The organism is Microcoleus sp. PH2017_08_TRC_O_A, assembly GCF_020738665.1.
GTDB lineage: Bacteria > Cyanobacteriota > Cyanobacteriia > Cyanobacteriales > Microcoleaceae > Microcoleus.
The window spans coordinates 118422-132251 of record NZ_JAEQCE010000001.1; the positions used below are offsets into that span (position 1 = coordinate 118422).

10 protein-coding genes are annotated in these 13830 nt (G+C 45.3%); 4 read left to right on the top strand and 6 right to left on the bottom strand.

All coding sequences use genetic code 11. The annotated features are described in order from the left end of the window. Positions 1 to 99: 99 nt before the first annotated feature. From priA to JGK22_RS00500, 3 genes are all read right to left on the bottom strand, one after another. Entirely contained in the window at positions 100 to 2685 is a 2586-nt protein-coding gene (gene priA, locus JGK22_RS00490; RefSeq protein WP_293312159.1) for a primosomal protein N', read from the bottom strand. Between the two features lie 575 nt (positions 2686 to 3260). Next, complete coding sequence (locus tag JGK22_RS00495; protein WP_293205155.1) at positions 3261 to 5366, bottom strand: ATP-binding protein; 2106 nt, start codon at positions 5364 to 5366, stop codon at positions 3261 to 3263. A 120-nt stretch (positions 5367 to 5486) separates the two neighbouring features. After that, positions 5487 to 6506 carry an ABC transporter substrate-binding protein gene (locus tag JGK22_RS00500; protein ID WP_293176648.1) on the bottom strand — a complete coding sequence of 340 codons (1020 nt, stop codon included), beginning with the start codon at positions 6504 to 6506 and terminating at the stop codon, positions 5487 to 5489. A 701-nt stretch (positions 6507 to 7207) separates the two neighbouring features. On the opposite strand from JGK22_RS00500, the gene JGK22_RS00505 reads away from it, so the two are divergent. Next, the gene (locus JGK22_RS00505; RefSeq protein WP_293176650.1) at positions 7208 to 8152 is read left to right on the top strand and encodes a fused MFS/spermidine synthase; all 945 of its coding nucleotides are present in this window, start codon (positions 7208 to 7210) and stop codon (positions 8150 to 8152) included. A 39-nt stretch (positions 8153 to 8191) separates the two neighbouring features. After that, a complete protein-coding gene (locus tag JGK22_RS00510; protein ID WP_293205156.1) occupies positions 8192 to 8362 on the top strand; it encodes a YqaE/Pmp3 family membrane protein in 171 nt (56 codons plus the stop codon). Between the two features lie 341 nt (positions 8363 to 8703). Here JGK22_RS00510 and JGK22_RS00515 read toward each other — a convergent pair whose 3' ends face one another. Then, positions 8704 to 9969 carry a lipid-A-disaccharide synthase gene (locus JGK22_RS00515; RefSeq protein WP_293189163.1) on the bottom strand — a complete coding sequence of 422 codons (1266 nt, stop codon included), beginning with the start codon at positions 9967 to 9969 and terminating at the stop codon, positions 8704 to 8706. Positions 9970 to 10006: 37 nt separating this feature from the next. Between JGK22_RS00515 and JGK22_RS00520 the strand changes: the two genes are divergently transcribed. Together JGK22_RS00520 and JGK22_RS00525 are read left to right on the top strand one after the other, a co-directional pair. Further along, positions 10007 to 10483: an ankyrin repeat domain-containing protein gene (locus JGK22_RS00520; RefSeq protein ID WP_293218039.1), complete on the top strand. Its 477-nt coding sequence runs from the start codon at positions 10007 to 10009 to the stop codon at positions 10481 to 10483. A gap of 79 nt (positions 10484 to 10562) precedes the next feature. After that, the gene (locus JGK22_RS00525; RefSeq protein ID WP_293206853.1) at positions 10563 to 11222 is read left to right on the top strand and encodes a Uma2 family endonuclease; all 660 of its coding nucleotides are present in this window, start codon (positions 10563 to 10565) and stop codon (positions 11220 to 11222) included. An 81-nt stretch (positions 11223 to 11303) separates the two neighbouring features. On the opposite strand, the gene JGK22_RS00530 is transcribed toward JGK22_RS00525, so the two are convergent. Together JGK22_RS00530 and JGK22_RS00535 are read right to left on the bottom strand one after the other, a co-directional pair. Further along, on the bottom strand, positions 11304 to 12347 hold the full coding sequence (locus JGK22_RS00530; RefSeq protein WP_293206851.1) for a calcium-binding protein: 1044 nt from the start codon (positions 12345 to 12347) through the stop codon (positions 11304 to 11306). Positions 12348 to 12568: 221 nt separating this feature from the next. Then, on the bottom strand, positions 12569 to 13555 hold the full coding sequence (locus tag JGK22_RS00535) for a calcium-binding protein (RefSeq protein WP_293176662.1): 987 nt from the start codon (positions 13553 to 13555) through the stop codon (positions 12569 to 12571). Between the last annotated feature and the right edge of the window lie 275 nt (positions 13556 to 13830).

Here is a 13830-nt window from a genome sequence, read left to right on the forward strand (position 1 = left end):
TTATGTTGTTTTCTTGAGTCCGCGGAGGCGGACATTGTTTGTGTAGACGCGGTTTCAACCGCCGTCTGATCTTTGCATCTCTCGCTTTTCCATCCCCAATCAACCAAAATTCAACGGATCGACATCAATAGTTAGACTAACAGAACGCGGCGTACGTGAAGCGAAGCTATCCCGAAGGGAATCGCGCAACCCGACTAAATCCGACAAATCCAGCGACTCATCCAAAGGTAACTTCAGCAAAATCTGCCACCGATAGCGGTTCGCCACCCGCATAATCGCCGCCGGTGCAGGCCCCAACATCTCGCAGCCAGTCACCGAAAGTCGATCGATATACTGTTGACAAACAGACGCCAATTGTACCGCAGTCACCGCCACCTCCGCCGCATCCACACTACTCAACCGCAACAAAATCAACCGCCCCGAAGGTGGATAATTCAGCGCCGCCCTTTCTGCTAATTCTGTTTCCACAAAACTTGTATATTCGTGCCGCTTCACAGCTTGAACCACTCGATGTTCGGGAGTGTAAGTTTGAATAATTACCCGCCCCGGATCGTCGCCTCTACCCGCACGGCCCGCAACTTGAGTTAAAGTTTGAAAAGCCCGTTCGCTGGCGCGATAATCCGATAAATTCAGCAATCCATCAGCAGACACAACTCCCACCAATGTAACTTGAGCTAAATCTAACCCCTTCGTCAGCATTTGCGTACCAAGTAAAATATCAGCTTCCCCATTCGCAAATTGAGTTAACAATCGGCGGTGATCGCCCTTATTTCTAGTAGTATCGCTATCAAACCGAATCGCCCGCAATTCTGGAAACAATCTCGTTAATTCCTGTTCCACTCGCTGAGTGCCGCTACCGAAGTTTTTGAAGTAAGGAGAACTGCATTCTGGACAATTTTGAGGATGTCTTTCCGTGTGGTTGCAGTAGTGACAGCGCAGGATTTCTGCTGTGCCTTCGCCGACCTGGTGATAAGATAGAGAAACATCGCAATTCGGGCATTCCATCACATAGCCACAACTCCGACAAGACACAAACGTGCTGTGTCCTCTGCGGTGAATAAATAGGATGCCTTGCTGTTGTCTTGCTTGCAATTGTTCCAGGGCATTTTGCAAAGAAGTGCTGAAAATTGAGCGGTTCCCTTGCCGCAATTCTTGGCGCATATCCACTACTTCCACGGGCGGCATCGGGCGGGAATAAACGCGCGTTGGTAATGATAAATAATGGATAGTTGGTAACGAGTGATAATCTCGGCGCGTCCCTACCAACGTCTCTAAAGCTGGCGTTGCGGAACCTAAAATTAACGGACAATTTTCTAATTCGGCGCGCCATTTGGCAACGGTGCGGGCGTGGTAGCAGGGCGCTGGTTGGTCTTGTTTGAAGCTGCTGTCGTGTTCTTCGTCGAGGATAATTAAGCCGAGGTGCGGTAATGGTGCGAAAATGGCCGATCGCGTGCCGATGACAATTTGTGGCGTTCCTGTGAGCATCTGCCGCCATGTATCGTAACGTTCGCCGTCGGATAGCCCGCTGTGGTACACGCAAATTTGCTCGCCAAACCGGGCGCGGAATCTGTCTGTCAGTTGCGGTGTCAACCCGATTTCCGGGACGAGCACGAGGGCGGATTTGCCACTGGCGAGGATTGGGGCGATCGCCTGCAAATACACTTCAGTCTTACCAGAACCGGTAACGCCGTGCAACAGCACTTGACGGAATCCCGAAAAACTGTTAATAAACCCTAAAGCGTCAGCTTGAAAACGAGTTAACTTTTTCGGTGCATCGGGTAATTGAGCAATTCCGCGATCGCCCCTGAGAACTTCCCTTTGATCGATGACAACGCTACCTTTCTGTTCCAAATTTTTGACAACCGAAGCACCCGCGCTGCAAATTCTCAGCAAATCATTCATCCACATTTCACCGCCGCCGCGCCGCAAAACTTCCAATACTTCTTGTTGGCGCTTAGTTAAATCCGTGACAAAGGCGCTGGGGATTAATATCACTGCCGGTTTGAGTTGTGGTTTCGGAGGATTGGGCGGTTCTAAATAACTTTCTACCCAACCGCGTTGCAATAAATCTTTCAATCCCCGATAACTTCCCTTGACTTGGCGCTGAAGGTATTGCCAAGTGTAATCGCCCTTTTTTTGAGCTTGCAGCAATTGCAAAATTTGACTGGCGGCGGGATTCAAAAATGTTTCGGCATTTGGAGAAACAGCATCTTTAATTAACCTAATCCGGCGCACTGAACGGCTTAACAAACCGGGTGGCAGCGAAGCTCTAATTACTTGAATTAATGTTGTACAATAATAAGCAGATACTCGTTCGAGCAATTGCCAGTAAGTAGGCGGAAAAAAGCCCGTACTGACAACATCTTCGACATCTTTCACCCGCCCCGGATCTAAGTCTGCCGGCAGTTGAGAAACGAACCGAATTGCGATCGCCCCTACCTGTTGGCTGCCAAAGGGTACACTCAAAATATCCCCCGGCTGCACGTTCAATTCCGCAGGTAAGCGATAGGTAAATAACTTGTTTTCCTCCCCCGGCGAGTCCCCCGCGCCCCTGAAAGGAGAGTCCACCAACACCTCGATCCACTGTGCCGATGTGGTGGGGCGTTGCGGCGGTTGGCTGCTACCGTAGGATGCCCCGGCCTCTGCCGCGGAGGGGGTTAATAAACCAAAAGTGACAGTAGACATAGGGTTTCACATCAAACTAGGAGGAGCCGCGGTCATAGGGAGTTTTTATTATCCCTCAGTTTAGCTTATTAAGACTAAAATCCCTGAAAAATCTCGCTTCTAACTTAGTCTAGATCCCCCTAAATCCCCCTTAAGAAGGGGGACTTTGAGAATACTCCTGTCCCACCCCCTACTCCCCTTTTTTAAGGGGGTTAGAGGGGATATAGATCCTAATAGTCAGACAGCAGAGTGATAATACATTCGCAGCTCAAATTGACACACTTTGCTCGCGGCGCCGTTTCATTAGCCGATATCTGTAAATTAGTCAACTAAAAATATAGCCTTTCTCAAAAAAGTGAGGTATGCCCGCTAGTCTTATGCGGGTGCATCTGGTTTTTGAAGCCTGAAGAAGCATGACCGCATATAAGTTATTAGTTATAATCCCATATTGACGGAGGTCATGCTTCGCCCCTACGGATATATTTGCCTTGCGCCAGATGCACCCTCTTATGCCCTATGCCCTATGCCCTATGCCCTATGCCCTATGCCCCATGCCCATTAGTACCTCATCTTTCTGAGAAAGGCTACAGCTTAGATTAACTGCGGGATTTGGCGATCGGAATCTCGATCGCAAATTCAGTCCCTTCTCCCACTGTCGATATGCACTCCAACCTCCCGCCGTGTTTGTCCACCACAATTTGATAGCTAATTGATAGCCCCAAACCTGTACCTGTACCCACTGGTTTTGTCGTAAAGAAAGGGTCAAAAATTTTTGTTTTCACTGCGTCATCTATTCCCGGCCCATTATCCTTAATACTGATTTTTACCAAATTGTTTTTTGAAATAAATGTACTAATTATAATCTGACCTTGAGAGTGAGCTTGATGTTTTTGGGAATCGTGATTTTCGGGATTGTGCAAAGCATATATAGAATTACTCAAAATATTCATAAATACTTGATTTAGCTGCCCCGCATAACATTCAATGAGTGGCAAATCTCCATAATCTTTGACAATCTCAATCTCCTTAAAATTGGGTTTGGCTTTGACAGCACTCTGTAAAATCAAAAGCGTGCTATCAAGTCCTTGATGAATATTCACTGGTTTGAGGTCTGATTCATCCAAGCGAGAGAAGTTTCGCAAACTTAGTACAATTTCACGAATGCGATTAGTACCCACTTTCATTGAAGACAATATTTTCGGCAGATCCTCGCCGACAAACTCCAGATCGCTATCTTCAATCAAATCTGCAATTTCCGCCTTAGGATTCGGATATTCCTGCTGGTACAAATCGATTAAACTTAATAGGTTGTGACTGTAGGTACTAACGTGAGAAAGATTGGCGTGAATGAAATTAACAGGGTTATTAATCTCGTGGGCTACACCAGCGATCATTTGACCGAGGGAAGACATTTTTTCTGTTTGAATTAGTTGAGCCTGGGTTTTCTGTAAATCTTGCAGAGTTTGTTTGAGTTGTTTAGATTGAGCAGTAGCAGTAGCCGCAAGTTTATCCTTAAGTTCTAAAATTTGACGCATTTCTGCCTCAGCGTGCTTGCGCTTGGTGATGTCAAAGATTACTCCGTCAAGCCAGAGAAGATCGCCGTTTTCATTAAATATGCCTTGACCTTTGTCTGACACCCATCTCACAGTCTTATCCGCTCTAATAATGCGGTACTCGATGATATAATCCCGTTTTTTCAAGATTCTTTTATCGATAATCTTCTGTACCATTGCTGCATCTTCAGCATGGATGATACTGTTAAAACTTCGCACTCGATTGTCAATAAAATCGGTGGCGGAGTAGCCCGAAATATCTGCGATCGCATCACTGATAAACTCGATCGTCCAGTCGGCATCGAATACCCATCGATAAACCGCACCCGGGAGATTGGAAACCAAGCTTCTGAAACGTTTCTCGCTGTCTTGGAGCACCTCCGTATCAGACTGAATGCGATCGCCCATTTGGTTAAAAGCGGCCGCAATCTGAGCAAGTTCATCAGATCCTCCCAGTTGCGCGCGCGCGTCCAATTTTCCTTGGCTGAAGCTATTGCTCGCTGCTACCAGCCTCGCAGCCCGCCCTGTCAAGGTTCGATCGAAAAACAACCAGACAATTATGCAAAATACAGCTAACCCAATACTCGTTTCGGCCGATCGCTGCAAAGTATCTGCATAAGATTGCTGCTTGAATAACAAAATATCATACTCTACCAAAAGAATGCCGACTCTCGAAGGGCGAACTTCTCCCGGCTGGGCCCCCAACAAAACCGGATAAATTGCCCAGGTACTCTCTTTATTTTGAGCAAGCTTGACTTCTCCTGACATCTTTTCCCGAACTTTGAAAAATTCTTCTGGCAAATAGTTAGGTAACGAGATTTCGGCGATCGGGTGATTCCGCAATTCGTAACGGGTTGCCAAAATTACTCGGTTATTTTCATCACAAAGCAACGCTAAGCGGATATTTCGCTCGCTACCCAACTTGCTAATTGCGATTTCCACTTGCTCAACATCTCCTCTGCGGTACAAATATTCCAGCATTCCTGAGATTTGATTTGCAGAAAACTTTAAATCGTTAATTCCTTTTTCTTCTTGCCGCCGATACGACTGATGTACCTCTCGTTCAAAAGAAAATAAACCCAGCAAACTGCCGAAAGTCAACAGGATTAAAGGAATTGATAAACGTAGAGAAAAAGGGAATTGTTTCATAGTTAGAAATGATATAAATTTGAGTTCCTAGATTGTTGTTGCTAATTTCAACCCAAAATATGCAAATCAATAGTCACTTAAAACTCATATTTGTTCCCGACTAACTAGAATTATAATCGATCAATATTTCACTTTCTTGACCAATCTGTCGTCCAACAAAGGAGCAGGATTTACAGCTTTTGGCAGCAACTTGTTTTCTAGCATCACTTGAGACAATCGCTTGACGCCATTCAGCAATGACGGATCTGTTTTCCCTAGTAACTTTTGATTTTCTTGGAGGCTTGGACTGCTCAGCCCTTTTAAAGATTCTAAGAATTGTTCTGGAGTCACTCCTGTGCGGGGAGCGATGCGAATAGCAGCATCCTGGGGATTTTTTGTCAAGTAATCTAGGGCACGAAACCGACCGTCAACTAAAGCCTGCAAAGCCTTGGGCTGCTTGTTAATTACATCGTCGCGTACTATCAGAACATCGACAATTTCACCGGGGATTTGCGAACTATCAAACAGTTGTTTTGCGCCTACTGCTAGCAGCTTTGTCCGAGCATATCCAAAGGTAACAACAGCATCTACCTTTCCATCTTTAAAAGCTCGTTCATGTTCCGATACTCCTAAAGAAACAATTTTGATATCTTTAGGTGACATACCTTTTTGTTCTAAGGCACGGGTAATTATGAATGCTCCTAGTGCAGTAGATTCGACGCCTACTGGTCGGTTTTTTAAGCCTTGCAAATTTGGAATCTCTGGTTTGCCGAGAATCACATCCCCACCGTTAGAAAAATCCATTACAACTACAATCTTTACGTCGGGATTGGTTGCTGCCAATACCAAAGCTTGGTCGATGGATATGCCCGCTGCTTCAATTTCTCCATTTCGATAGGCTCGTACCTCTTCTGTACCTGAAGGGTAATCTACTAATCGAATAGGAGTATTGTCATAGTACCCTAAACTGCGAGCCAAGTACAGAGTTTCATAGCCAGGCCAAACATTGGCACCGACTCGCAAAGGGGCTTCTGCTTTCGTGCAACTAGCTAATATCACTGTACACAGGGTGACTGTCGCAATGCCAAGCATAAAGCTTTTTAGTTTCCGGCTCACTTTTTTCCAAAACTTGAGGTCAAACATCAGAAGATTTTTCAGCATATACTTAGGTAAGCTCCTGCTTATTGATTAGTAAATTATACTTGTTGGTCAGCACTTAAGTTCAGGTGGTGCGATCGCCAATATTGACCAATATATTCAATATAAACACCGATCGCCAACTTCTAGCAGCGACTTGAAAGTGAATAATTGCCCTGCAACAAATAACCTGTGACCAACAACTTTGTAGCCAACCTGCGTGGGTACAAGTATTAACACCAGTTTTATAAAGTTTTGCGATAAAAGTATTCGTAGGATGTGTCGCTTGCGATAAATTACTGGCATTGAATTGCAAATCTGATAGCGACGCACCTTACCCATCGGGTAGAGCAAGCCCAACAATTGTTTTGTAGCACGATTTGTTATAAATGATATGAATAGCATTGCGATCGAGTTTTGCGATAAAAGAAGTGTTGGGAAAGAGTGAAACGGATGATTATTTACACCGCAGAGAGTTTGTCAGGTGCGTCGCGGTGAGATTGTGGATATGCAAGTTGAGGTATCCCAATGCCAAATGCCCTGTTTGCCAAATGCCCTGTTTGCCAAATGCCCTGTTTGCCCAATGCCCATGAGTACCTCATATGGGAGATGGAAAGGCTATAACTCCCATGTGTCGATCGCACTTACACACCAGCGCCATTTTATGGTAGGAATTAATACTTGCGAGAAAATCGACACAGCAGTTCACATTGGGAGAGTATTGAATGTCAGGTAGCGAAGTCCGTGCAGACTTTTGGATGAGCGAGTACATTACCCCTTGGGATATTTACGTTCACGGCATCATCGGCGTGCTCGCTTACAAAAAAACAGCCTATCAGGAAATGTACGTAGTTCAAACCGGCACCTACGGCAAAGGCTTAGTTTTGGACGGGAAATGGCAATCTTGTACGGGCGACGAGTTTCTGTACCACGAACCCCTCGTGCACCCAGCCATGATTGCTCACGGTTCGCCCAAAAAAGTGCTAGTTCTCGGCGGTGGCGAAGGAGCTACAATTAGAGAAGTGTTGCGCTGGAAAAGTGTTGAAAAAGTAGTGATGGTAGATATTGACGGCGAAGTAGTAGAAGCTTGCCGCGAACACCTACCAGAAATGCACCAAAACGCCTTTGACGACCCCCGTTCCGAAGTAGTAATCGGCGACGCTTTGGACTATTTAGACAACACAGATAACGATTGGGATATTGTGATTTCCGACTTATCCGATCCCATTGAAGAAGGGCCATCTTTCCAGTTGTTTACCAAGGAGTATTTTGAGAAAGTCCGCAAAATACTGTCACCTAACGGGTATTTCGTAGTGCAAGCGGGCCCAGTTTCTCCAGCAGAAATGAAAATGCACGCCCGCATTGTCAACACCCTGAAATCGGTTTTCCCCAACGTTCAATCCTGCACCAGCTTTATTTCTACCTACGGAGCTCCTTGGGGTTTTGCGGTAGCTTCCAGCCAAGAAATAAACACGCGGCCAGAACCTGAAGTTACCGACAAATTGCTCGCCGACAAAACAATTGGTGGGTTGCGGATGTTAGACGGGATTACACTGTTGGGACTGATGCAAGTTCCCGGTCACTTACGAAAAGTAATCGCCGAGGAAACCGAAGTTTACACGATCGCAGCACCGCCTAAATTTTTCGGGAAAGGGTCTGTCGGTCAGTGAAGTTAAATTGAAAGAGAAAAGTCGTTTGGAGTAACTCACATGGGCAGTTTAATCCGCATAGTCGCTGCAATTTTTATTCCCCCGCTGGGCGTATTTTTGACCGTCGGAATTGGAGGTGATTTTTGGATCAACCTGGTTCTGACATTTTTGGGATTTATTCCCGGCGTTGTTCACGCTATTTGGGTAATTGCCAAGCACGATCGGGGCTAGGTTGATATCAAAAAGACCTGTAAGGGCGGGTTCACAAACAATATCTGTCAGCAGCGCAGGGATATATAAACCCGCCCCAACCCAACAAATAACTAACAGGCTGCATCAATTTTGATTATCATGGAATAATGCAGGTTGATATTATCTGTGGGGTGGGGGTGGGTTTATTTACATTGTTGGTTGGTGTTCGATATTGTTGGTTAACCCACCCCTACGATATTTGGGAAAATCAGGAAAATTGCTAAGATAATGCAGGTTGATATTTTCTGTGGGGTGGGGGCGGGTTTATGTAAATTGTTGGTTGGCGTTAGATATTGTTGGTGAAAGGGCCCCTACCACAATTAACGATCGCAAAAATCGACTTCTTCACAAACCAATTCAGCGATTTTCCGCGCCGCCCCAGACTCGCCGCGCACACTGCGGAGCCGATCGCCAATCCGTGCTAATTTATCAGGATGGCTCAAATAGTCGATCGCCAAATCAGCCACAACATCCGCTTCCAGCCGCCCGATCAACTCCGGCACAATCTCCTCGCCCGCCCAGATATTCGGCCAAGCATAAAGCTTTCCCTTCCCCAATTGCAGAATCAGCCAATTAATCCCCGTCGCAAAAACAGAACCGACTAACGGCAAATTTGCCAACAATCCCGGCAAACCATCCCAAGCTTTCATCGCATCCAACTGCTGCGTCGGAATCAACACAATCATCGGTACAGCTAACGAACCCAATTCCGCAGTATTCGCCCCCACAGTAGTCAAACACAGGCTGCATTCTGATAGCAAATCGTAGGCAGGAGTTTGCGTCCAAAGTTCTATTTGTAAGCCATTTGCTGTCTGCAAAAACGGCGATTCTGTTAAATGAAGTTCCGCGCTAGCGTTGGAAAATAAATGCAAGCAGGGATTTTGTTCAGCGTCGGCAAAACGTGCTAGAGTTTGCACATCTAAGCTCGGAGCAACCGGAATTACAAAGCGCGTTTCAGGGCGGACTCGATGGATCGATTGGGCGATCGCCAAACACAACGGTACACCTAAAGCTAATTTTGCCGCCTTAGAACCCGGTAACAATCCAATTAACTCTATTTCCCGTCGGGGTTGTACGCCGTCTTTTGTCTCCGATTTGCGATCGCCTACTTCCGCAATCAAATCTCCCACAACTGTAAATTTATCAGCATATTTTTGCGGAACTTTAGCCAAAACTTCCGGTTTCATCGCCGCAAACCTATCAATCCAGCGATACCACCGCGCGTCCCATTCCGCATAGGTAACAGTGCGATATTTTAGCCTTTTGCCAATAACAACCGTAAAAAATTGGTCGCCGCCTAAAAACAAAACAACTCCCGTTTCATACCAATCCCAATTTTGGGCAGTTTTGCCCGATAATAAAAATCGAAAAAAATGCTCCGGTGCTTGCACTCTATCCACTTCTGGGTAGCTCAATGCGATTTCTGCTTCTTTTCCCGTGGCGTGCGGACAGGGGGACAGCACCACGGAGATGCGCGCTTCTGTGCCCCTGTTTGCCAATTGCTGGCGCAATGCTTGCACGGCGGGACGCACCCAAGTTGCTAATTCTCCGGGCCCGTTGGAAAGGATTAAAATATCGACTGTCATAGCATTTAAGATTTAAAAGGATACAAGGGAGAATTCTATGACAGATTTAATGGATGCCGTCAAGATGGGTGATGTGGCGGCTGTGGAATGTGCGATCGAACAACGTGCAGATATCAACGCCAAAGATGAGGAAGGCGCGACGGCTTTGACGGCTGCGGCTGAGGTTGGCAATGCTGATATTGTCAAAAAATTGCTCGCAGCAGGGGCGGATGCTAAGAGTCAGGATAATGACGGTTGGACGCCGTTAATGAGTGCTGCTGCTGCCGGACATACCGAGATTGTACAGCTTTTGCTGGATGCGGGGGCGGATGTGAATGCTAAAACTGCTTTTGGTTTGACGGCTTTGATGAGTGCAGCGGGTAGCGGGCGCGCTGATGTTGTGCAGGTTTTGATCGATCGAGGTTCCGATCTCAAAGCCAAGGATAATAATACTTGGACTGCGTTAATCTGGGCATCTTCGGAAAAGCACCAAGATGTGGTTGAGGTTTTGAAGCTGGCGCGCGATCGCCATTAACAACTTAGCAACCGGGTTTATCAAATAAACCCGGTTTCTGGATGATATAATTAATTAATAAATTTGCCATTTTTATATCATGGTACTATTCGATCGAGAAATGCGTTTGCCAACCAGCGCCGAACTCCCTTCTTCGGATGATACTCCCGTGGATAACGAAAATCAAAACTTTCTTCCCAACTTACTGTTATTCTTGCTCAAATTTCACTGGCGCGAGCGGAATGACTGGTTTTTTGCGGTGGATATGGGAGTTTATCACACGACGGGAGTAAGTCATCTAGTTCCAATCGTTCCTGACGGCTTTCTAAGTCTGGGTGTCGAAAGATTCAAAGGCGATACTTTGCGCCTCAGTTACGTCCTGTGGGAAGAAAATAATATTCCCCCGATATTTGCCTTAGAGATTGTTTCTCAAACTTACGGCGGTGAATACGATAAAAAGATTGATATTTACGCGAAGTTGGGCGTGCTTTACTACGTAATTTACAATCCCTATTACTGGCGGCGAGACCAACATCAACCCTTTGAAGTTTATCATTTGGTAAATGGCGAGTACGAACAGCAAATTGGTGAACCTTTTTGGATGCCGGAAGTGGGTTTAGGAATTGGTCGAGGTCGGTACAGCGATGGGGAACGACAGTTGGAGGTTTTGTACTGGTTTGACGAACGAGGTACTAGGTATTTGACGGCTGAAGAATTGGTGGCTCAATATCGCGATCGCTTTGGCGAGTTGCCGGAATAGCAAAGCGCGATCGCCATTTTGTTTCAATGGGCGATTCCACCCATCAAATTCAACACCCACTCATTAATCGCTTCTGGATTTTTAGCCTAATAAAAAGTATGAAAAACTATTTAATGATTCTGGCAATCGATTCAAGTTCAAATTGCCGCCACCTTTAATTACGGCGATCGTGTCCAATACTATCGCACCAGATGAGCTATCTGAGAATTTTGTTTGAATTTGTAAATCTAGATTATTGTTGATAGGAGACAGAATGTACCAATCTAAATATCCTCCCAGCCGGATACTGTCCTGACCTTGTGTAAAGTTCTGAATTGTAGCAAAACCAGGCCCATTGTAGAAAACCTCAATGTTGACCAATGCAGATCTAATACCCATTGGCGTAGTCGTACCCAATAGGAATTCATCCTGACCTGTACCACCAATCAGAGTATCAAATTCATTGTCGCCCTTACTTTCATAAACCGTGAAGATCCCACTTGTGAGAACATTAGGGACACTTCTACCTACTTCAACTCCAATGAGTCTGGTATTCCCCGCCCCGAAACCAGTAACAATATCATTACCAGAAGTTCCGACAAAAGTCGCAGTACGATTAGGATCAAATTGTCCTAATTTCAGATAGTGTTCTCTGCCAGTTTTAAACACTCCTGAATTGACAAGTGACCTGATATCGCCAGTGAAATAATCCGGTTCAGAGAAAGAAGTCGCAAACAGACCATCTTTGATTCCGAATTTAATGAAATGCTGGTAACCATTTTTAAAGGTTCCATTTTGAATAAACGGTAACAAATCTCGATTATTTGCTACATAAAATGCTTCGTCGTAGTCAGGCGATACTCGCGTGCGACCTTCTTCGTAACCAAACTGGATAAAGTGGTCTAAACCAGAAGCAAAAGGCGCGTTTGGATTGCTTGAGTTGCGGATTGAGGGAACAATATCTGGATTTTGAGCTAGATAGGTTTGTTCGTCAAAGTAACGCGATACTGCGGTGAGGCCACCAGCTTGACCAAATTTTTCAAAGTGTTCTCTGCCAGATTTGATGATTCCTGCATCAAGTGCTGGTTTCAGCCACGGATACTGTGAAAGGTAGTATTGTTCGTCGAAGATGTCATAGTTTGTCATGCCATTTACCTGATTTTTAGTCTACAGATTTGTTTGTTAAAATCAACCCACTATTACTAACTCTACTAGCTCATTATGTCAAGTTAAGTATTATCTAGCAGCATTTTTTTTGCTGGTAGACACAAAAGGGCGATCGCAAGAAAACTCAAAAGCCATCAATCATCAGTATCAACTAATGACCAATGACTAATGACTAATGACTAATGATTAATGACCAATGACTAACCGATCGCGAAAGTACCGTTACCATTAGATTGGATGAAACTCAAATTCAAGTTTGCACCTCCTTCAATCACGCCGAGTACATCTCCAAAACGCTGGATTGACAAATTGCCACCAACAGGAGTCAGGCTGTAACCGCTTAAAGAATTTCCTTGCAGTTGGATCAAATCATTTTCTATGTCGAAGTTGCGAATCGTAGCTTGACCGTTACCTGTATACAGCGCTGCGGCGGAGGGATTCCCGGCTGATGCAGGAACTCCGAGGACGAATGTATCAACTCCCGGGCTGCCAATTAGGACATCGAATTCATTAGTTCCAAAGCTTTCATACTGCCGGTTTCCGTTGCGATCGATACCTACTTCTACTCCCACAAGTTCGGTATTCCCCACGCCAACGCCTGTGATAATGTCGTTGCTACGGCTGCCAACAAAAGTTGCGTCGCGGCTTGGCTCGTTTTTCCCGAAATTGAAGTAGTGTTCCCGACCAGTTTTCAAATTTCCAGAGTTGACAAATGGCACAATATCAGGATTTTTCTTTAAGTATTCCGGTTCAAAAAACGAAGTCCCAAAACGGCCTTCTTTGGCCCCGAATTGAATGAAATGCTGGTATCCTGATTTGAAAGGTGCATTAGCCCCGATAAACGATCGCAATTCTGAGTTATTTGCCAAATAAAAATCTTCGTTGTACTCAGGCGATACTTTAGTGCGGCGCTGTCCTTCATCGTAACCGAACTGAATAAAGTGATCGAGGCCGGTGGCAAAAGGCGCGTTTGGGTTGACAGTTTTGACAAAGGGTGCGAGATCTGGGTTGCCTGCAAGGTAAGTAGCTTCGTCAAAATAACGCGATACTTTAGTTAAGCCACCTGCTCTACCAAATTTTTCAAAGTGTTCTTTGCCAGATGCGATTACTCCGGCATCAATGGCCGGTTTGACCCAAGGATATTGGGCGAGGTAGTATTTTTCGTCGAAAATTGCGTAGTTAGCCATGTTTTATACCTATGGTTTTGATGAGCTTGATTGTGAATACCAATTAGCTTTTCATTGACTCGATCGCGGATCGGGAACTTACAGCAGATTCCAGGTTTATGAAGTACGCCTCGGATCGAGAAATTCCGGTAGGGACACGGCATTGCCTTGTCCCTACTGCACTTCATAAACCTGGCATATACTGTATAGAATTCAGAAGTTATAAAATGGTTTTAAGTTCCTAGGCAAATATTGAGTTTTGTGACATACAAATTACTAGAATTTTTTATTCTATC

Bases quoted from the DNA above. Each gene is read 5' to 3' on its own strand.
- JGK22_RS00535 (WP_293176662.1), bottom strand. From the start codon at position 13,555: ATGGCTAACTACGCAATTTTCGACGAAAAATACTACCTCGCCCAATAT.
- priA (WP_293312159.1), bottom strand. From the start codon at position 2,685: ATGTCTACTGTCACTTTTGGTTTATTAACCCCCTCCGCGGCAGAGGCC.
- JGK22_RS00495 (WP_293205155.1), bottom strand. From the start codon at position 5,366: ATGAAACAATTCCCTTTTTCTCTACGTTTATCAATTCCTTTAATCCTG.
- JGK22_RS00510 (WP_293205156.1), top strand. From the start codon at position 8,192: ATGGGCAGTTTAATCCGCATAGTCGCTGCAATTTTTATTCCCCCGCTG.
- JGK22_RS00500 (WP_293176648.1), bottom strand. From the start codon at position 6,506: ATGCTGAAAAATCTTCTGATGTTTGACCTCAAGTTTTGGAAAAAAGTG.
- JGK22_RS00520 (WP_293218039.1), top strand. From the start codon at position 10,007: ATGACAGATTTAATGGATGCCGTCAAGATGGGTGATGTGGCGGCTGTG.
- JGK22_RS00515 (WP_293189163.1), bottom strand. From the start codon at position 9,969: ATGACAGTCGATATTTTAATCCTTTCCAACGGGCCCGGAGAATTAGCA.
- JGK22_RS00505 (WP_293176650.1), top strand. From the start codon at position 7,208: ATGTCAGGTAGCGAAGTCCGTGCAGACTTTTGGATGAGCGAGTACATT.
- JGK22_RS00525 (WP_293206853.1), top strand. From the start codon at position 10,563: ATGGTACTATTCGATCGAGAAATGCGTTTGCCAACCAGCGCCGAACTC.
- JGK22_RS00530 (WP_293206851.1), bottom strand. From the start codon at position 12,347: ATGACAAACTATGACATCTTCGACGAACAATACTACCTTTCACAGTAT.